General features: G+C 71.9%; 16 protein-coding genes. 2 read left to right on the top strand and 14 right to left on the bottom strand.

The window, feature by feature from the left end:
- Positions 1-237: 237 nt before the first annotated feature.
- From AB0I16_RS23490 to AB0I16_RS23470, 5 genes are all read right to left on the bottom strand, one after another.
- Positions 238-480 (bottom strand): DUF397 domain-containing protein, encoded by a 243-nt coding sequence (locus AB0I16_RS23490; protein WP_363251459.1) that lies wholly within the window; start codon positions 478-480, stop codon positions 238-240.
- Between the two features lie 119 nt (positions 481-599).
- Positions 600-1,766: a thiolase domain-containing protein gene (locus AB0I16_RS23485; protein WP_363251467.1), complete on the bottom strand. Its 1,167-nt coding sequence runs from the start codon at positions 1,764-1,766 to the stop codon at positions 600-602.
- 8 nt (positions 1,767-1,774) lie between these two features.
- On the bottom strand, positions 1,775-2,854 hold the full coding sequence (locus AB0I16_RS23480; RefSeq protein WP_363251457.1) for a thiolase domain-containing protein: 1,080 nt from the start codon (positions 2,852-2,854) through the stop codon (positions 1,775-1,777).
- Positions 2,855-3,844, bottom strand: a complete 990-nt coding sequence (locus tag AB0I16_RS23475) for an OB-fold domain-containing protein (protein WP_363251456.1) — start codon at positions 3,842-3,844, stop codon at positions 2,855-2,857.
- Positions 3,845-4,022: 178 nt separating this feature from the next.
- Positions 4,023-4,823 carry a crotonase/enoyl-CoA hydratase family protein gene (locus AB0I16_RS23470; protein WP_363251455.1) on the bottom strand — a complete coding sequence of 267 codons (801 nt, stop codon included), beginning with the start codon at positions 4,821-4,823 and terminating at the stop codon, positions 4,023-4,025.
- Between the two features lie 211 nt (positions 4,824-5,034).
- Here AB0I16_RS23470 and AB0I16_RS23465 point away from each other — a divergent pair, with 211 nt between their 5' ends.
- Entirely contained in the window at positions 5,035-6,660 is a 1,626-nt protein-coding gene (locus AB0I16_RS23465) for an acyl-CoA synthetase (protein ID WP_363251454.1), read from the top strand.
- Positions 6,661-6,864: 204 nt separating this feature from the next.
- Here AB0I16_RS23465 and AB0I16_RS23460 read toward each other — a convergent pair whose 3' ends face one another.
- Complete coding sequence (locus tag AB0I16_RS23460) at positions 6,865-7,710, bottom strand: alpha/beta hydrolase (RefSeq protein WP_363251453.1); 846 nt, start codon at positions 7,708-7,710, stop codon at positions 6,865-6,867.
- Positions 7,711-7,906: 196 nt separating this feature from the next.
- Between AB0I16_RS23460 and paaK the strand changes: the two genes are divergently transcribed.
- On the top strand, positions 7,907-9,196 hold the full coding sequence (gene paaK / locus AB0I16_RS23455; RefSeq protein ID WP_363251466.1) for a phenylacetate--CoA ligase PaaK: 1,290 nt from the start codon (positions 7,907-7,909) through the stop codon (positions 9,194-9,196).
- 76 nt (positions 9,197-9,272) lie between these two features.
- Here paaK and AB0I16_RS23450 read toward each other — a convergent pair whose 3' ends face one another.
- The 8 genes from AB0I16_RS23450 to AB0I16_RS23415 form a co-directional block, all read right to left on the bottom strand.
- Positions 9,273-10,643: a tryptophanase gene (locus AB0I16_RS23450; protein WP_363251452.1), complete on the bottom strand. Its 1,371-nt coding sequence runs from the start codon at positions 10,641-10,643 to the stop codon at positions 9,273-9,275.
- Positions 10,616-11,872, bottom strand: coding sequence for a tryptophan dimethylallyltransferase family protein (locus tag AB0I16_RS23445; protein ID WP_363251451.1), 1,257 nt, complete (start codon positions 11,870-11,872; stop codon positions 10,616-10,618). Before AB0I16_RS23445 ends, AB0I16_RS23450 begins: the two co-directional genes overlap by 28 nt.
- Positions 11,873-12,145: 273 nt before the next feature.
- Positions 12,146-13,495 carry a cytochrome P450 gene (locus AB0I16_RS23440; RefSeq protein ID WP_363251450.1) on the bottom strand — a complete coding sequence of 450 codons (1,350 nt, stop codon included), beginning with the start codon at positions 13,493-13,495 and terminating at the stop codon, positions 12,146-12,148.
- Entirely contained in the window at positions 13,492-14,097 is a 606-nt protein-coding gene (locus AB0I16_RS23435) for an ATP/GTP-binding protein (protein WP_363251448.1), read from the bottom strand. Before AB0I16_RS23435 ends, AB0I16_RS23440 begins: the two co-directional genes overlap by 4 nt.
- Complete coding sequence (locus tag AB0I16_RS23430; protein WP_363251447.1) at positions 14,072-14,461, bottom strand: DUF742 domain-containing protein; 390 nt, start codon at positions 14,459-14,461, stop codon at positions 14,072-14,074. The genes AB0I16_RS23435 and AB0I16_RS23430 overlap by 26 nt, the downstream gene beginning before the upstream one ends.
- Positions 14,458-14,856 carry a roadblock/LC7 domain-containing protein gene (locus AB0I16_RS23425; protein WP_363251446.1) on the bottom strand — a complete coding sequence of 133 codons (399 nt, stop codon included), beginning with the start codon at positions 14,854-14,856 and terminating at the stop codon, positions 14,458-14,460. Before AB0I16_RS23425 ends, AB0I16_RS23430 begins: the two co-directional genes overlap by 4 nt.
- The gene (locus AB0I16_RS23420) at positions 14,853-16,052 is read right to left on the bottom strand and encodes an ATP-binding protein (protein WP_363251465.1); all 1,200 of its coding nucleotides are present in this window, start codon (positions 16,050-16,052) and stop codon (positions 14,853-14,855) included. The genes AB0I16_RS23425 and AB0I16_RS23420 overlap by 4 nt, the downstream gene beginning before the upstream one ends.
- A gap of 441 nt (positions 16,053-16,493) precedes the next feature.
- A complete protein-coding gene (locus AB0I16_RS23415) occupies positions 16,494-18,017 on the bottom strand; it encodes an acyl-CoA synthetase (RefSeq protein ID WP_363251445.1) in 1,524 nt (507 codons plus the stop codon).
- Positions 18,018-18,022: the final 5 nt, after the last annotated feature.

Raw genomic sequence — 18,022 nt, 5'->3', positions numbered from 1 at the left:
ACCTCCGTGTGGTGCAGTCCTAGACAGCTCCACCACACCGGAGGTCTTCGCCTTTGATCAAGACCCCCGTGTCAACAACGCTCGTGATCAATACAGCTAGGGCGTGTTGCGAAAGTGGCGTCGTCCGCCCGGAGGGCGGGTCCGGCGGCGTCCGGTGCGTGCGATCCCGACAACGCCGCGCGTGTGCGTGCCAGGCGTCGCCGGACAGGCGGGACTTTCGCAACACGCCCGAGGGCGCTACGTCAGGTCGAACTCGCCCTCGCGCGCCCCGTGGACGAACGCCCCCCACTCCGCCGGGGTGAAGATCAGGGACGGGCTCTCGGGCCGGCCCGCGTTGCGCATCGCGATGAAGCCTTCGACGAAGGCGATCTGCACGTCGCCGCGCCCCTCACTGCTCGATCGCCAGTCGGCCGTACTGAGGTCGAGCTCCGGCTTGTCCCAGCCCGCGAGCGGATGCTGCTGAATGGTGCCTTCGGCCACGTCCGTGCTCCTCCCGAATGCGTCGGTCCGGCGTCAGCCTAGCTTTCGCCCCGGGCGCCGGACAGGCCGCGGGAGAAGGCCGTGATCCGGCGCACCGGATCGTCCGTCCCGGGGGCCGCTCACGAGGCGGGAGGCTCCGCCCCCACGAGCCACATCGAGAAGAACTGCGAGCCGCCGCCGTAGGCATGGCCGAGGGCCCTGCGGGCCCCCGCCACCTGGTGTTCGCCCGCCTGGCCGCGCACTTGGAGCGCGGCCTCGGCGAAGCGGATCATTCCGGAGGCGCCGATGGGGTTGGTGGAGAGGACACCGCCGGACATGTTCACCGGGAGGTCGCCGTCCAGTTCCGTCGCACCCGCCTCGGTGAGCTTCCAGCCCTCGCCCTCCGCCGCGAAGCCGAGGTTCTCCAGCCACATCGGCTCGTACCAGGAGAACGGCACGTACATCTCGACCGCGTCGATCTCCCGGCGCGGGTCCGCGATGCCCGCCTGCCGGTAGACGTCGGCCGCGCAGTCCTTGCCCGCCCGCGGTGAGACGAAGTCCTTGCCCGCGAAGAGCGTCGGCTCGCTGCGCATCGCGCCGCCGTGCATCCAGGCGGGCGGCCGGGGCGAACGGGCCGCGCCCGCCCGGTCGGTGAGGACCATCGCGCAGGCGCCGTCGGAGGAGGGGCAGGTCTCCGAGTAGCGGATCGGGTCCCAGAGCATGGGTGACGCCTGGACCTTCTCCAGGGTGATGTCGTGCTCGTGGAGGTGCGCGAAGGGGTTCTTCAGGGCGTTGCGGCGGTCCTTGTACGCGACGAGCGAGCCGACCGTGTCCGGGGCGCCGCTCCGCCGCATGTACGCGCGCACGTGCGGGGCGAAGAAGCCGCCCGCCCCGGCGAGCAGCGGCTGCTGGAAGGGGACGGGCAGGGAGAGGCCCCACATGGCGTTGGATTCCGACTGCTTTTCGAAGGCGAGGGTCAGCACCGTGCCATGGACGCGGCCCGCGACGAGGTTCGCGGCGACGAGTGCCGTGGACCCGCCGACGGACCCGGCCGTGTGCACGCGCAGCAGGGGCTTGCCGACCGCGCCGAGGGCGTCGGCGAGGTACAGCTCGGGCATCATGACGCCCTCGAAGAAGTCGGGCGCCTTGCCGATCACCACGGCGTCGATGTCGGCCCAGGTCAGCTCGGCGTCGGCCAGGGCGCGCCCGGCCGCCTCGCGGACGAGCCCCGCGATCGACACGTCGCGCCGGGCGGCCACGTGCCGGGTCTGCCCGATCCCGACGACGGCGACGGGCTCCTTGCCCACCGAACGGGTCATCGCGCGTCTCCTTCCAGGAGGGCGACCAGGTTCTGCTGGAGGCAGGGGCCCGACGTGGCGTGCGCGACGGCCCGGTCCGACGCGCCCCGGTGGACGCGGGCGGCGGCCTCGCCGAGCCGGATCAGCCCCGCGGCCATCACCGGGTTGGCGGCGAGGGCGCCCCCCGAGGGGTTCACCACCACCTCGTCGCCGAGCCGCAGGGCCTTGCGCAGGACGAGCTCCTGGGAGGTGAAGGGCGCGTGCAACTCCGCGGTGTCCACAGGGCGTTCGAAGACTCCGGCGCGCTCGGCCGCGAGCCGCGTCGAGGGCGAGTCGGTCAGGTCGCGCACCCCGAGGCCGTGCGCCTCGACGCGGTGGTCGATGCCGCGGATCCACGCGGGCCGCCCGCACAGCTCGCCGGCCCGCTCCCCCGCCGCGAGGATCACGGCGGCGGCCCCGTCACCGACCGGCGGGCAGTCACCGGTGCGCAGCGGGCGTACGACGTACTCCCCCTGCGCGCGGGCCCCGCCGAGCTGCGCGTGCGGGTTGGCGGCGGCGTCGGTGCGGCTGCGCAGGGCCACCCCGGCGAGCGCGGGCTCATCGGTCTCCCCGGCGTCGATGAGCGCCTGCGCCTGGAGCGCGGCGAGCGCCACGGAGTCGGGCCAGAGCGGCGCGACGTAGTACGGGTCGAGCTGCCGGGTCAGCACGTCGCGCGGGGAGCCCGGCGAGGACTTGCCGTAGGAGTAGACGAGGGCGGTGTCGGCCTCGCCCGTCTGCAGCTTCGTCCACGCCTCGTACAGCGCCCAGGCCCCGTCCATCTCCACGTGCGACTCGGAGATCGGCGGCCAGGCGCCGACCCCGTCGAGCGCCATGGTGAAGGAGAAGGCGCGCCCGGCGAGGTAGTCGGAGGAGCCGGAGCAGGTGAACCCGATGTCGCTGGTCCGCAGCCCGGTGGCCGCGAATACCTCGTGCAGCACCGGCATGAGCATCTCCACCTCCGAGAGCTCGTCGGTGGAGCGCAGGGTGTCGCTCTGCCCGAAGGCGACGACGGCCACGTCGCGGACGGGCCGCAGCACGGACGGCTCGCGGGGCGCCATCTACACCAGCTCCTTGTACGTGTCGTAGTCGGCGTCGGGCTCGCCCGTGGGCCGGTAGTGGTCGGGGTGGCGCCCGCCGTCGGTCCACACCGGCTCGACCCTCAGCCCCATGCGGACCTGGTCGTACGGAATCCCCGCGATGCGCGCGTGCAGGGCGAGGTCGGCGCCGTCCAGCGCGATGTGCGCGTAGACGTAGGGCACGTCGATGTCGAGGTTCTTGGCCTTGATGTTGACGATGCAGTACGTCGTGACGGTGCCGCGCGGCCCGACCTCGACCCGCTCGGCCGTGGCGACGCCGCAGGTGGGGCAGGCGCCGCGGGGCGGGACGTACACCTTGCGGCAGGACGGGCACCGCTCGCCGACGGTCCGCCGCTCCGACAGGGCGTTGAGGTAGGCGGTCTGGGCGCGTCCCGGCGCGTAGGTGTAGTCGAGCCGCGCGGGGGCGACGATCCCGGTGACGGGCTCATCGAAGACACCGCTGTGCGGCACGGCGGCGCGCACCGCCGGGTGGCCCTCCTCCGAGTCCTCCGGGTCCTCCGGGTCCTCCGGTTCGAAGCAGGCGATGTCGGTGATGGCGCCGACGCGTTCGCCGGCCCACCGCACGCGGACGCGCGTTCCGGTCCGCACGGCTTCGGGCCCCGGCACGTCGAGCGCGTGCAGCAGCGCGGTGTCGGCCCCGTCGAGCCGCACGAGGACCCACGCGAAGGGGGTGCCGAGCGGCTGCCCGCGCCGGGGCGCGTGGTTCCACGCCCAGGTGGTGACGGTCCCGGTGGCCCCGACTTCGACGAGGTCACGTATCTCGTCGGCGGTCACGGGGTCGTACTCGACGGGCGGCACGAGCACCCGCCCGTCCACGGTCCGCACCCCGAGCACGGTGCGCTCACGCAGCCCGGTGAGGAAGGCGCTCTGCACGGCCCCGAGCGACCGCGTGAAGGGGAACTCGACGACGAGAGGGGCACGAAGCACTTCGGACGGACCTGTGGCTGGCATGAGGACTCCGTTTCGATGGACGGCACCGACTTCGACGGACGGCACCGACGCGAGGAACGACACGGCAAGCCCCCTGGGGGGCCGTGACTTGTGCGGCTCCGCGACCGAGGAGGGCCCCGGGGCTGGGGCGTGTTGCGAAAGTCCCGTCTGTCCGGCGACGCCACTTTCGCAACACGCCCTAGGCCCGCCGGAACACAGGGGCCCGCTTCTCCGCGAAGGCCCTGGAGCCCTCCGCCGCGTCGGAGGTGTCGAAGATCGGCCACCCCCGCTTCAGCTCGGCCGCGAGCCCGTCCGCCTCGGACAGCTCCGCGGTCTCGTACACGGAGGCCTTGACCGCCTCCACGGCCAACGGCCCGCACGCGTTGATCTGCCCGGCGATGGCGAGGGCCTCGTCCAGCGCGGTCCCGTCGGGCACGACATGCCCGATGAGCCCGATGTCCGCGGCCTCGGCGGCCGGGTAGGGCCGCCCGGTCAGCAGCATCTCCAGGGCGTGCGTACGCGGTATCTGCCGGGGCAGCCGCACGGTCGACCCCCCGATGGGGAAGAGCCCCCGCCGCACCTCGAAGAGCCCGAACGTCGCCGACTCCCCCGCCACGCGGATGTCGGTGCCCTGGAGGATCTCCGTGCCGCCGGCCACGCAGTGCCCCTCGACCGCGGCGATGACGGGCTTGCGGGGCCTGTGGTGCCTGAGCATCGCCTTCCAGTGCAGGTCGGGGTCTTCCCGCAGCCGGTCCCTGTAGTGGTCCCCGGCCATCCCCTTGCCCGCGAGGGCCTTGAGGTCCATGCCCGCGCAGAAGGTGCCTCCCGCCCCGGTGAGCACGATCGAGCGGATGTCGTCGTCCGCGTCGGCCGCCAGCCACCCGTCGTAGAGGCCGACGAGCATGGGCAGCGAGAGGGCGTTCCTCGCCTCGGGCCTGTTCAGGGTGAGTACCAGTGTGGCGCCTTCACGCCGCACGGAGAGGTGTTCCGTCCCGCCCATGTGCCGTGCTCCCTCCCTCGACGGCCCGCCGCGTGGCCGGCCTGTCGCTTCCGGATCTGGAACAGGTTGCAGTAGGCGGGTTGCCAGTTCAATACCTTTCTGACAGCCAGTCAGTTTTTCTCGCGGCGGCCCTTCCCACTTACCGGTGCCTCTGCTCTGATGACGGCCGAGCGCGCCGACGGAAGTGGACGCCGGGGTCAGGAGGAGCGTGGTGGAGTACAACCTTGCCGACCTGTTCGAATCGGTCGTCGACGTGGTCCCCGACCGCGAGGCCATCGTCTACGTCGACCACCCCGGCACGGGCGCGGAACGCCGACTGACCTACGCCGGACTCGACACGGCCGCCAACCGCGTCGCACACCACCTCATCGGCAGCGGCCTGCGCCCCGGCGAGCATCTGGGCCTGCACCTGTACAACGGCGTCGAGTACCTCCAGACGGTCCTCGCCTGCCTGAAGGCCCGCCTGGTGCCGGTCAACGTCAACTACCGGTACGTGGAGGAAGAGCTGGTCTACCTCTACCGGGACGCGGACCTCGCCGCGCTCGTCTTCGACGCCGAGTTCACGGAGCGCGTCGCGGCGGCGCTGCCCCGCGCGGAGCGGCTGCGGCACCTGGTACGTGTGGGCACACCACCCGCGGACGCGCCCGCCCTGGACGCCACGGCGTTCACCGCCGCGGAGGCGTCGGGGTCACCGGAGCGCGGCTTCGGGCCCCGCTCGGCGGACGACCTGTTCATCATCTACACCGGCGGCACCACCGGCATGCCCAAGGGCGTCATGTGGCGCCAGGAGGACCTGTTCTTCGCCGGGCTCTTCGGCGGCGACCCCGCGGGCGAACCGGTGAAGCGGCCCGAGGAACTGGCCGAGCGCGTCGCGGCGGGCGGCCCCGGCCTCACCTTCTTCCCCGCTCCCCCGCTGATGCACGGCACCTCCACGCTGACCTCGTTCATCGCGTTCCACTACGGCCAGCGGGTGGCCCTGCACCGCAAGTACGTGCCCGAGGAGGTGATCCGCACCATCGAGAAGGAGAAGGTCTCCAGCGTGTCGCTGGTGGGCGACGCGATGCTCAGGCCGCTCGTCGACGCGCTGACCGGACCCCTGCGGGGCGCCGACCTCTCCTCCCTGTTCAGCGTCTCCTCCTCCGGGGCGATCATGTCGGAGACGGTGCGCGCCCAGTTCCAGGAGCTGGTGCCGAACGCGCTGCTCCTGAACAACTTCGGCTCGTCGGAGTCCGGGTCCAACGGCAAGGCCACGGACGACTCGGGCCCCGAGAAGGGCTTCCGCCTGGAGGTCAACGAGCGCACCCGGGTGGTGGACCCGGCCACGCACGAACCCGTGGCCGTCGGCGCGATCGGCCGCATCGCCCAGCGCGGCCACGTACCGCTCGGCTACTACAACGACCCGGTGAAGACCGCCGAGGTGTTCTTCCACAAGGACGGCGAGCGGTGGGTGCTGCTGGGCGACATGGCCACGGTCGACGACGACGGCATCGTCACCGTCCTCGGCCGCGGCTCGCAGTGCATCAACACCGGCGGTGAGAAGGTCTACCCCGAAGAGGTCGAACAGGCCCTCAAGTCCCATCCGGACATCTACGACGCCCTGGTCACCGGGGTCCCCGACGAACGCTGGGGCAACCGGGTCGCCGCGGTCGTCCAACCGCGGCGCGACGCGGGCGCCCTGGACCTGCCGACGGTGCAGACCCACTGCCGGGCCCTGCTCGCCGGGTACAAGATCCCCCGCTCGGTCGTCTTCACCGACCACATCCAGCGCTCCCCCAGCGGCAAGGCGGACTACCGGTGGGCGAAGGCGGTGGCGGCGGGCGCCCCCGCGGTGCGGTGACGTCCGCGCGCGCCCGGAGGCGGCGTCCCACCGCCGGAACAGCTCCCGCTGGACGAGCTTGGAAGAGCCCGGCCGGCGGGCGCAGGTGTTCGTACGTCCCGGCGGGCCTGGCGGCGGCGAGGACTCCGGCGGCCAGGCGGCGGCCGACCCGCTGCCCCGGGCCCCCGGCCCTGAGGGGCGGGCGCGGGAAGCAGGCGGAACTCGTCAGTCCTGGGCCAGGAACCCCGCCACCCGCCGTACGAACCACTCCGGGTCGTCCAGCCACGGGAAGTGCCCGCCGCCCGGCTGCACTTGGCAGACGCCCGCGGGGAACAGCTCGGCGAGTTCGGCGGCGCGGGCCGGGGTCGGACCGCCGTCGTAGGCACCCGCCAGGACGAGGACGGGGGCCTTGAGGGACGCGAGGGCGGTGCGGGTGGCCGGGGGGTCGAAGGCCGCTTCGCCGTAGTAGACCTCGGCGGCCGCCGCGTTCCTCTGGGCGGCGCTCCGGGCCCGGTGCTCCTGGGCCGTTGCGTCCCAACGCCCGTACGTGAGCGGGGCGACGGCGTCCCAGCCCGCGCTCGGCGACCCGCTCTCGGCGATCTCCCGCAGCGCTGTCTCGGCCGCCGGGTACCAGGGCTCGTCCTTGCGCAGGGCGGCGGCCTCGACGCGGTCCTCGATGGTCATCGTGCCGCCGACGGCCATGGTGGCCGGGGTGACGAGCACGAGGGTGCGGAGCCGCTTGGGGTAGCGCGCCGCGTACAGCGTGGCCAGGTCGCCGCCCGCCGAGTGGCCCAGCAGGTCGACCTGGTCGAGCCCCAGGTGCTCGCGCAGCGCCTCGATGTCGTCGACGAGCCGGTCGCAGCGGTAGGCCGCCGGGTCGTCCGGCCCCGCGGAGTCACCCGTGCCGCGCAGGTCGAGCAGGATCAGCCTGCGGTGCGCGGTGAGACCGCCGAGGTCGCCCAGGTAGACGGAGGCGCGCATGGGGCCGCCCGGCACGCAGAGCAGCGGCTCGCCCTCCCCCTTCTCGTGGTAGGCGAGCCCCGTCCCGTCGTACGCGCTGAATGTCGGCATGAGGGGGATCATCACATCCCGCCTCGGGTCCGGGCAACGCCTGCTCGCCGACGCCCTCCGGCGGTGCGTCGCAGCTCGAAGGCGTGGCGCGTCATCCCTTGACGCCCGGGGCGGGGGCTGGATTACTGACCTCGACGGAAGATCGTCGACCGAATGATCGGTCGCCCGTTCGGGACGGGAGTACCCCATGACGCGCATGCCGCTTCAGCTGGACGCGGCGGAACGGCTCGGCCCCGGTGAACTCGGGGCCCTGCAGCTGGAACGCCTCAAGGACACCCTGCTGCACGCGTACGAGAACGTCCCGTTCTACCGGGCTGCGTTCGACAAGGCGGGGCTGCGTCCCGACGACTGCCGCTCGCTCGCCGACCTGGCGCGCTTCCCCTTCACGACCAAGGACGACCTGCGGGCCGGCTACCCCTTCGGCATGTTCGCCGTCGAGCAGTCGGAGGTACGGCGTCTGCACGCCTCCAGCGGGACGACGGGGCTGCCGACGGTCGTCGGGTACACCGAGCGGGACCTGTCCGTGTGGGCCGACGTCGTGGCCCGCTCGATCCGCGCCGCGGGCGGCAGACCGGGCGACAAGGTGCATGTGGCGTACGGGTACGGCCTGTTCACCGGCGGCCTGGGCGCGCACTACGGCGCCGAGCGGCTCGGCTGCACGGTCATTCCCGCGTCCGGCGGCATGACCGCGCGCCAGGTGCGGCTGATCCAGGACTTCCGGCCCGAGATCATCATGGTGACGCCCTCGTACATGCTCACCCTGCTCGACGAGTTCGAGCGGCAGGGCGTCGACCCCCGGGCGACCTCCCTGCGGGTCGGCATCTTCGGCGCGGAGCCGTGGACGGAGCAGATGCGGCGCGAGATCGAGGAGCGCTTCGCCATCGACGCCGTCGACATATACGGGCTCTCCGAGGTGATCGGACCCGGTGTCGCGCAGGAGTGCGTGGAGACCAAGGACGGGCTGCACATCTGGGAGGACCACTTCTACCCCGAGGTCGTCGACCCGGTCACCGGCGAGGTGCTGCCGGACGGTGAGCGCGGCGAGCTGGTGTTCACCTCCCTCACCAAGGAGGCCATGCCCGTCGTCCGCTACCGCACGCGCGACCTGACGCGGCTGCTCCCCGGCACCGCGCGGGTCTTCCGGCGGATGGAGAAGGTGACGGGGCGCAGCGACGACATGGTGATCCTGCGGGGGGTCAACCTCTTCCCCACGCAGATCGAGGAGATCGTGCTGCGCACGGCGGGCGTGGCCCCGCACTTCCAGCTCCGGCTGACCCGCGAGGGCCGGATGGACGCCCTGACCGTACGCGCGGAGGCCCGCGCCGACACGCCTCCCGAGCGGCGCGAGGCGGCGGCCCGCGAGATCGCCGCCGCGGTGAAGGACGGCATCGGCGTTTCGGTGGGCGTCGACATCGTCGACCCGGAGACGCTGGAGCGGTCGGTGGGGAAGTTCAAGCGGATCGTCGATCTGCGGGGCGGGGGCTGACGGCCGGCCCACGGCGCCGGCCTCCCGGAAGGGGGGAACCGGCGCCGTCGGTCGGCCCCGCGGCGACGAGCGGTGGTCAGCCGCCGGACACGGGCTCCAGCTTGATGCTGAAGTGGCGGAGGATCGGTGACTGGCCCACGATGCGGTAGCCCCGCACCGATTCGGGGTTCTTGGCTATGTCCGCCAGGGTGGCGGCGACGTGGTCGTAGTGGCTCCGGGTGTAGACCCGTCGGGGAAGCGCCAGCCGCACGAGTTCGAAGGGCGCGGTCTTGACGGAGTTGCCGTGCTCGTCCTCTTCCCCGAGGTACAGGCTGCCCAGCTCGGCCGAGCGGATGCCGCCGCGCAGGTAGAGCTCGCAGACCAGCGCGGTGCCCGGGTACTGGTGCGGGGGGATGTGGGGCAGCAGCCGCCCGGCGTTGACGTAGAGGGCGTGCAGGCCCGCCGGCTCCACGATGTCGACCCCGGCCTCGCGGATGCGTGCGGCGAGGTAGGCGGCTATGTCGGCGCGTTCGGCGAGGTAGGCCGGCTCGGTGACCTCCAGGAGGCCGCGGGTCATCATTTCGAGGTCACGGCCCGCGAGGCCGCCGTAGGTGGTGAACCCCTCGGTGGCAATGAGCAGACCGGCGCACTTCTCGGCGAGCTCGGGGTCCTTCAGGCCGATGAAGCCGCCGATGTGGACGATGCCGTCCTTCTTCGCGCTCATGACGCAGCCGTCCGCGAGGCGGAAGGCCTCCTCGGCGACCTGGCGGGGGGTCCGGCCTGCGTAGCCGGGCTCGCGCTGGGTCACCAGCCAGGCGTTCTCCGCGAAGCGCGCGGCGTCCAGGATCATCGGCACGCCGTGGCGGCGGCACAGGTCGGCGGTCCGGCGCAGGTTCTCCATGCTGACGGGCTGGCCACCGCCGCCGTTGTTGGTGATGGTCATCAGGACGGCCGCCACGGGCGCCTGTGGCGCGTTCTCCAGCGCCTGCTCAAGGGCGATCAGGTCGATGTCGCCCTTGAACGGGTAGTCGCTGTCCAGGTCCTTCGCCTCGGCGCAGGGCAGGTCGTAGGCCTGGCAGCCGGTCAGTTCGACGTTGGCGCGGGTGGTGTCGAAGTGGGTGTTCGACAGCACGCTCGTGCCGGGTCTGAGCAGCGCGGAGAACAGGATGCGCTCGGCGGCGCGGCCCTGGTGTGCCGGCAGGATGTGGGGGTAGCCGGTGAGTTCGGAGACGACCTCGTGCCACCGGTAGTAGCTGCGGCTGCCGGCGTAGGACTCGTCGCCGTGCATGCCCGCGGCGAGCTGGTCCGCGGAGATGGCACCGGTTCCGGAGTCGCTCAGCAGGTCGATGGTGACCTCGTCGGCACGCAGGTCGAAGGGGTTGTAGGCGACCCTCTTCAGCGCGGCCTCGCGCTCCGCCCGGGTGGTGAAGGCGATCGGCTCTACAACTTTGATGCGGTACGGCTCCACGTGACTTCCTTCTGTGCGGTGTGCGGTCCGGCAGGACCGGCGGCCTTGCGCTCGGGGTTCAGAGCGTTCCGGGTTCGTTGAGCGGGCACATGGCCGGCTTGCGCGTACTGCTCCTGCGGCGGCCGGGTCAGGTAGGCCTCGGAGGACAGATAGGCGGTGATGCGGGGCTGCCGGTTTCGCTCGTACACGAGAGCGAGGTAGGCGATCAGCCCCACACCGTCGGTGAGCTGTCGCCGCGTGAGGGCGCTGAGGCTGTCCCGCAGGACCGAGGGGTCCATGCCGAACCGGGTCAGCAGGGCGGTCGCCCGGGCGAGGGCCTCCTCGTCGTCGCGCGCGTAGTCACGGACGGGGATGTGGAGCGTGAAGCCGCTCGGGGCGCTGTCGCCTCCGGTGAAGGAGTGGCAGGTGAGCCCGGACCGCCGCAGGAGCCGCAGCGTACCGTCCCCCTCCTGCCCGGACGGCTGAAGGGCTCCGGCGGCCGCGTGGAAGAAGTAGCGGACGTCCGCCGCCGCGGCCCCGGAGTCGCTGCTGAGCGCGCAGGCGTCGTCGGCCGACATGCCCGAGTGCTTCACGTAGACCTTGACGCGAGGTGACGTCCAGTCGCCGAGGTCCAGCGCGAGGAACGGGTAGCCGGCCGCGGGAGGAAGGTGCGCGAAGGCCCCGCCGTAGCCGAGCCGGCGCAGCGCCTCCCGCACGGTGCGTTCGGCGTGCTCGGGTCCGGCGGCGGAGGGGTTGAGATAGACCTTGACGCCGGGGACGCCTCCCGCGCGCAGGTCGAGCGCGTACCACAGGGACAGGGGCCCCTCGGCCTCGGCGGGGAGGAACAGGTCCGCCAGGGAGTCGAGCCGGTCGGTGGAGAAGTTCCACCGGGCGGCCATCGCGCGGATGGCATCGAGTCCGGCGCGGCCGCTGTCGCCCATGTCGCCGTGGGCCCAGCCCGGCTCCACGAGCACCCGCAGCGCCGGGGCGCCGTCCGCCGTGCAGGCGAGGGAGAACTCGACGGGGGTGTGGTCGTCGGAGAGGAAGCTGGATGACGCCGGGGGCAGGGACAACGGCCGCCGGGCGGCGTCTCCGAGGGAGTCGAGCAGGGCCTGCCCGTACACCGCGGTGTCCGCCCCGCTCAGGCCCACCGTGGCGCCGAGGCGCAGCAGTTGGCCCAGCACGTGGTCGCCGAGCGTCGTCTCACCGGCCGAGGCCGCCGGTATGCCGGCCTCCGGCAGGGGGGTCATCGCGCGCCTCGCACGTCGTGGCCGTGTGCGGCGGGTATCCGCCCCGGCGCCTGGTCGGGGTCACCGCACCCGCACGGGTTCTTCCTGCTGTACGTGGTGCGCCGCTTGCCCGGTCGGTCGCCGGCAGAACGGGGCGCGGAGGTTGCGAGATCCACTGCCACTCCTTCATCTCGTGTCACTCCAGACACTCCGCGCTGTCCTACCCCAGTAGATGATCTTTCATGCAGGCTACAACAACTGCCTGTGTCACCTGCGTCACAGGGGGTGCGCCGGTCACTCGCCCGTCAGCCACCTCACGAAGCTGCTCCAGCGCCCCGGCTTGCCGGCGGGCTGCGGTGCCGACGCGGGCGCGGGCGCGGCGGCGGGGTGCGCCCGGTCGCGGTGGTGCGCGGCCGCCGGCTGGGGCTCCGCCGCGGGGCGCGGGGTGACCGCGCCGAAGCGGACGGGCAGGGCGGCCAGGGCCCGGTTGAAGGGGCCGGGCCGCCAGGTGAGGCTGTCCGCGGGGACCGCGAGTTCGACGTCGGGCAGCGCGTTGAACAGGGCCTCCAGGCCGGTCAGGGCGATCAGCCTGGCCGGTTCCTTGGACGGGCAGGCGTGCGGTCCCGCGCTCCAGGCGAGGTGTCCGCGCGTGTCGGCCCCCTGGTCCGCGAGCGCCGTGTTGGCGGCGCCGAAGGACACCAGGACCAGTTCACCGGCGCGGACCTTGTCGCCGGCCACGTCCGTGTCGGCGACCGGGTAGTGCGGCGCGTAGTTGGACATGGGCGCGTTGCGCCACAGGGTGTCGTCGAGGGCCCGGTCGAACTGCCCGTTGCGCGCGTACTCCTCGACGGTCAGCATCGTGTAGAAGGCGTTGCCGATGAGGTTGCCCTCCGGTTCGCCGCCCGCGCCGAGGAGCAGCACCAGCGTGTGCGCCAGTTCCTCGTCGGTCAGCTGTGCGGGGTGCTGCATCAGGTAGGACGTGATGTCCTCCCCGGGGTGGGCGCGCTTGAGCGCCACCAGTTCGTTGACCGCCTCCAGCAGGACCCGGCTGGCCTGCTCGGCGTTGACGCCGTCGAACATGCCGGAGATGCCGAACAGGACGCGGTCGCCGATCTCCGCGGGGCAGCCGAAGAGTTCGTTGAAGACGTACAGGGGGAGCTGTTGCGCGTAGTCCCTGAGCAGGTCGGCGCTGCCGCGGGCGCTGAACTGGTTGATGAGGAACTGGGCGGCCTGGTTGACGATGCGGCTCAGCCGGCTGTTGCTGACGCGGGCCAGGCTCTCGGTGATGGCCTGCCGCAGCCGCACGTGCTCGGCGCCGTCGGTGAACATGCAGTTCGGCCGGTAGGACAGCAGCGGCAGGACCGGGCTGTCGGGGCGGATGTGGCCCTCGTTCAGCGCGCGCCAGCGGCGTGAGTCCTTGCGGAAGGTGGTCGGGTCCTGCAACAGCTCCAGAGCCGCGCTGTAGTCGGTCACCAGGGTGGCGTCCACGCCGGGCGCGATGGTGACCGGCGCCGTGGGGCCGAGCCGGTGCATGTAGCGGTAGTACGCGTGCGGGTCGGCGGCGAACTCCGGGGTGTGGAGGGGTATGCGCTGCCCGCTGCCGTGTGCGGGGCAGCCGGGCGGAGGTACGGGAGGGGTTGTCATGCGTGCTCCAGGGCGGCGCGCTTCTGCAGATAGCGGACCATGGTGATCAGGGCGTTGACGGACGACGCTTTGTCGCGCGCGTCGATGGTGACGACCGGGGTGTCGGGCAGCAGGTCGAGCGCCTCCCGGACCGCTTCCGGGGTGTGTGACGCGCCGCCGTCGAACTGGTTGATGGCCACGGCGAAGTCGAGGCCGTAGCTCTCGACCAGGTCCATGACCTCGAAGCTGTCGGCCAGTCGCTCGGGGTCCACCAGGACCAGGGCGCCCAGCGCCCCGCGGGCCATGTCGTCCCAGAGGTTGACGAACCGCTGCTGGCCCGGTGACCCGAACAGGTACAGCACGATGCGTTCGCTGAGGGTCAGGCGGCCGAAGTCCAGGGCGACGGTGGTCGTGGTCTTGCCCTGGACCCCCTTGAGGTCGTCGACGTTCTCCGAGAGGCTCGTCATCTGCTCCTCGGTGGACAGCGGCGCGATCTCGGACAGCGAGCCGATCAGGGTGGTCTTGCCGACGGCGAAGTGCCCGACGACCAGGATCTTCACCGCGGTCTGCTGTGCGCCACCGCGCACGTAGGCGTCCTCAGACAGAGAGAGCCTTGAGGCCATCGAGCACCTCCTGAAGCAATGCCTTGTTGGCGAGACGGGCCGAGGGCACCGGCGCACGGGTCACCAGATAGCCCCCCTCGGCGAGGGAACTGAGCAGCACCTTGACGACGCCGAGAGGCAGTTGGGCGTGTGCGCCGATCTCAGCGACCGAGAGGTAGCCGCTGGAGCACATGTCCAGGATCTGCTGCTCCTCGGGCGAGAGCCGCTGGGGGCGCTGCTGCTCATCGGTGGCCGTCGTGACGAGGGTGATGAGGGCGAACGTGCCCTCGTCGGGCAGGTCGCGGCCACGGGTGATGACGTAGGGACGGACTAATTCCCCCGCCTCGGAGACGACTTCGAGCTCGGGGCGGTCAGGCCCCGTCATGAGGTGACCGCGTCGGTGCGGCGGCCGGTCGACATGGCCTTGCCCAGTCGGCTGACCAGCTGCTGCATCCGATACGTGATGTCCCCCATGTCGACCTCGGCGGACGCCGCCACGGCGAGGTAGGAGCCGCCTCCCGCGGCGTTGAGGAACACCCAGCCACCGTCGAACTCGATGAGCGTCTGGCGCCAGGACGTGCCGTCGTCACCGCAGAAGAAGCCGACGGACCGGCTGAGCGACTGCAGTCCGCTCACGGCGGCTGCCACCTTGTCGGCGTCGTCCCTGCCGATCTCCGCGGTACGGGACATCTGCAGGCCGTCGGCGGAGATCAGGACCGCGTGGAGGGCGTGGGGAATCGCCAGCGCGTCCTCAAGCATCCAGGACAGGTCGTCGCTCACGGGGCATCGAATCCTTCGTGTGAATCGGCAGGAGTGTCGCGTTCGGCGGCCGGTACCCCCGCACTTCGGCCGCTGAGAGTGCCGCGCTGAAACGCGTCCATGGCCGCCACCCGTGCCTCCGCCGACCGGGCCGGCGGCGCGGTCGCTTCGTCGGACCGGTCGTCCGGCACGAGTGCCATGGCGCGGCGCTTGTTCTGTCGCCGGGGCAGCCCGCCCGCTGTCGCCGCGGGGGCCGGACCGCTGCCCCCCGCGGCCGGGCCGGCTCCTCGGGCCGCTGTGGGCCTCACGGGCTCCGGCATCTCCGTCAGCAACTCCTTCGGCACCATCACCACCGCTCGGACGCCGCCGTAGGGAGAAGTGCTGTCGATGGTGACCGTGAACCCGAACCGCGCGCACAGCGCGCCGATCACCGCGAAACCGAACGCGGGAGGGTTGCCCAGCTCGGAGACGCTCACCGCGGAGCCACTGGCCAGCAGCGCCGTGGCGGCCGTCTTCTCCTCCTCGCTCATACCGACGCCCGCGTCGTCGATCACGATGCAGATGCCCTTGGGCACCGTACGCACCTCGACGTCCACCATGGAGGAGGGGGCCGAGTAGCTGGTGGCGTTGTCGAGGAGTTCGGCCACCGTCAGCGCGACCGGCTCGACGGCGCGGCTGGTCACCGCGATGTCCACCCGCGAGGCGATGTCGATGCGCTGGTAGTGCCGGATTCGGCCCTGGGCGCCGCGGATCACGTCGTAGACGGATGCCGCGTCCCGCTGCCGGCCGAGCCATCCGCCGCACAGCACGGCGATGGACTGCGCGCGACGGTTGAACTGCGAGTTCATGTGGTCGACATCCAGCAGGTCCCGCAGCACGGCCGAATCGCCGTACTTCTTCTGCAGGCCGGTGATCGCCCGCTGCTGCTCCGCCGCGAGGCCCTGTAGGGTCTGCATCGCGGACTTCAGTACGGTATTGGTGGCGTTCTCCGCCTCTTCCTTGGCCTGGCGGACCACCTCGTCGTAGCCCCTGCGGAGCTCTTCGATGGTGGCCTGGAGGTCGGCTCGGTCGCCCTGGAGTTCCGTCAGATCGCTTTCGAGGCCCTGCTTCTGACGGCGCAACGCCTTGATCGTTTTTCGCTGGCGAACGACGACCGTGGTGGCGACAGGGACGCCGGCAGCAAGCGCCCAGACCGTCGGATCCTGCAAAATTGTCATGTGACTCTCTTTGAGCGGCTGGAGTCCAGCTCTCGGAATCTGTCCATGCGGACCCTCGGCGTGGGCAGTCTTCACCACCCGGAGAGCCCCTTGGCTGTAGCCATGCCGAGGAGGAGAAAGCCCACGTGGCATGTGCCCGTGATCGTAACACCAGACGATCATGAGGCTCTGTCAAGCACGCCACGCCGTTGCGGCGTTGGCGAAAAACCCATGTTCGGGGCGGTGGAGAAGATGTGGGTGCGGTGTGGAGACCCGCGACAATCGGCCACGCACCGAGCCGCCCGGGAGCGCGCTGTCGGCCTCACCTTGCAACCGATGGCCGCAAGGGAAAACGGACCAGCGAGGCAAAGCCCGGAGAAGAGGCGTCCGCCCGGCGCAAGATGGCTGATTCGGACGCGGCACGTGACGTCGGAGGCGGCACGTGCCGGAGGGACGACGGGCTCAGGCACCGTCGGCGGCGAAGCGGTCCCGCAGCTCGCGCTTGAGGATCTTGCCGCTGGCGTTGCGCGGCAGTTCGTCCACGAAGAGGACCCGCTTGGGCGCCTTGAAGTGGGCGAGCCTGTCGCGCGCGTGGGCCATCAGCTCCGCTTCCGTCAGCTCCTCGCCCTCGCCCGCGGGCCCCTTGCGTACGACGACCGCCGTGACCGCCTCGATCCAGCGCTCGTCGGGCAGCCCGATGACGGCCGCCTCCGCGACGCCCTCGTGCTCGTACAGCGCGTCCTCGACCTGGCGCGAGGCGACGAGGACTCCCCCGGAGTTGATGACGTCCTTGACGCGGTCGACGACCGTGAAGTAGCCGTCGGCGTCGCGTACGGCGAGGTCACCGGAGTGGAACCAGCCGTCGCGGAAGGCCTCCGCGGTCTCCTCCGGCTTCTCCCAGTAGCCCTCGCACAGCTGCGGGGAGCGGTAGACGACCTCGCCCCGCGTGCCGTCCGGCACCTCCCTGCCCTCCTCGTCGACGACGCGCGCCTCGACGAACAGGACGGGACGCCCGCAGGAGGCCAGGCGCCCCTCGTGCTCGTCGGGGCCGAGGACGGCGGCGAGCGGGCCGATCTCGCTCTGCCCGAAGCAGTTGTAGAAGGCGAGCCCCGGGAGCCTGGACCGCAGCCGTTCAAGGACGGGCACGGGCATGATCGACGCGCCGTAGTAGGCCTTGCGCAGGGCACCGAGGTCACGGGTGGCGAAGCCGGGGTGGCGGGAGAGGCCGATCCACACCGTGGGCGGCGCGAAGAGGCTGTCGGCGCGGCCCGCCTCGACGAGGTCGAGGATGCGCCCGGGGTCGGGGGCGTCGAGGACGGTGTTCTCGGCGCCGACCGCGAGGTAGGGCAGGAGGAACACGTGCATCTGCGCCGAGTGGTAGAGCGGGAGCGAGTGGACGGGCTTGTCGCCCGGCTTCAGGTCGAGGGCCGCGATGGCGCTGGCGTACTCGTGGACCAGCGCCCGGTGCGTGAGCATGGCCCCCTTCGGCAGGGCCGTCGTGCCCGAGGTGTAGAGGAGCTGCGCCAGGTCGTTGCCGCCGGGACCCTCCCCCTCGTACGCGGGTGACGCGGGGAGCCGGGCCAGCAGCGAGTCGTCCGTGCCGCGCAGGGCCAGCGTCCGCGTCCCGGCCGGGAGCCGGTCCGCCAGGTCCGGGTCGACGAGGACGAGGGAGCTGCCGGACTGGTCCACGATGTACGCGAGGTCGTCGCCGGTCAGGTTCTGGTTGACCGGCACATGGATCAGGCCCGCCCGCGCGCAGGCGAGGAAGCCGATCAGGTACGCGTCGGAGTTGTGGGCGTAGGCGCCGACCCGGTCGCCGGCGGCGAGGCCCTGCTCGCGCAGCACATGGGCCGCACGCGACACGGCCGCGTCGAGTTCCCCGTACGTCCAGGACCGCTCGCCGTAGTGGAGCGCCGGGCTCCGTGGCGTGCGCCGCGCGCTGCGGCTGAGGACCCCGTCGACCGTGTTGTCACGTGCACCCGTCATGGCGT

It is taken from the genome of Streptomyces sp. NPDC050703 (assembly GCF_040654435.1).
GTDB lineage: Bacteria > Actinomycetota > Actinomycetes > Streptomycetales > Streptomycetaceae > Streptomyces.
The sequence above is the reverse complement of the archived record's forward strand: the minus strand, read 5'-3'. Positions and strand labels throughout refer to the sequence as shown.

Coding starts and splice junctions, on each gene's coding strand:
- AB0I16_RS23480 (WP_363251457.1), bottom strand. CDS start 2,854: ATGGCGCCCCGCGAGCCGTCCGTGCTGCGGCCCGTCCGCGACGTGGCC.
- AB0I16_RS23475 (WP_363251456.1), bottom strand. CDS start 3,844: ATGCCAGCCACAGGTCCGTCCGAAGTGCTTCGTGCCCCTCTCGTCGTC.
- AB0I16_RS23470 (WP_363251455.1), bottom strand. CDS start 4,823: ATGGGCGGGACGGAACACCTCTCCGTGCGGCGTGAAGGCGCCACACTG.
- AB0I16_RS23460 (WP_363251453.1), bottom strand. CDS start 7,710: ATGCCGACATTCAGCGCGTACGACGGGACGGGGCTCGCCTACCACGAG.
- paaK (WP_363251466.1), top strand. CDS start 7,907: ATGCCGCTTCAGCTGGACGCGGCGGAACGGCTCGGCCCCGGTGAACTC.
- AB0I16_RS23445 (WP_363251451.1), bottom strand. CDS start 11,872: ATGACCCCCCTGCCGGAGGCCGGCATACCGGCGGCCTCGGCCGGTGAG.
- AB0I16_RS23440 (WP_363251450.1), bottom strand. CDS start 13,495: ATGACAACCCCTCCCGTACCTCCGCCCGGCTGCCCCGCACACGGCAGC.
- AB0I16_RS23435 (WP_363251448.1), bottom strand. CDS start 14,097: ATGGCCTCAAGGCTCTCTCTGTCTGAGGACGCCTACGTGCGCGGTGGC.
- AB0I16_RS23430 (WP_363251447.1), bottom strand. CDS start 14,461: ATGACGGGGCCTGACCGCCCCGAGCTCGAAGTCGTCTCCGAGGCGGGG.
- AB0I16_RS23420 (WP_363251465.1), bottom strand. CDS start 16,052: ATGACAATTTTGCAGGATCCGACGGTCTGGGCGCTTGCTGCCGGCGTC.
- AB0I16_RS23415 (WP_363251445.1), bottom strand. CDS start 18,017: ATGACGGGTGCACGTGACAACACGGTCGACGGGGTCCTCAGCCGCAGC.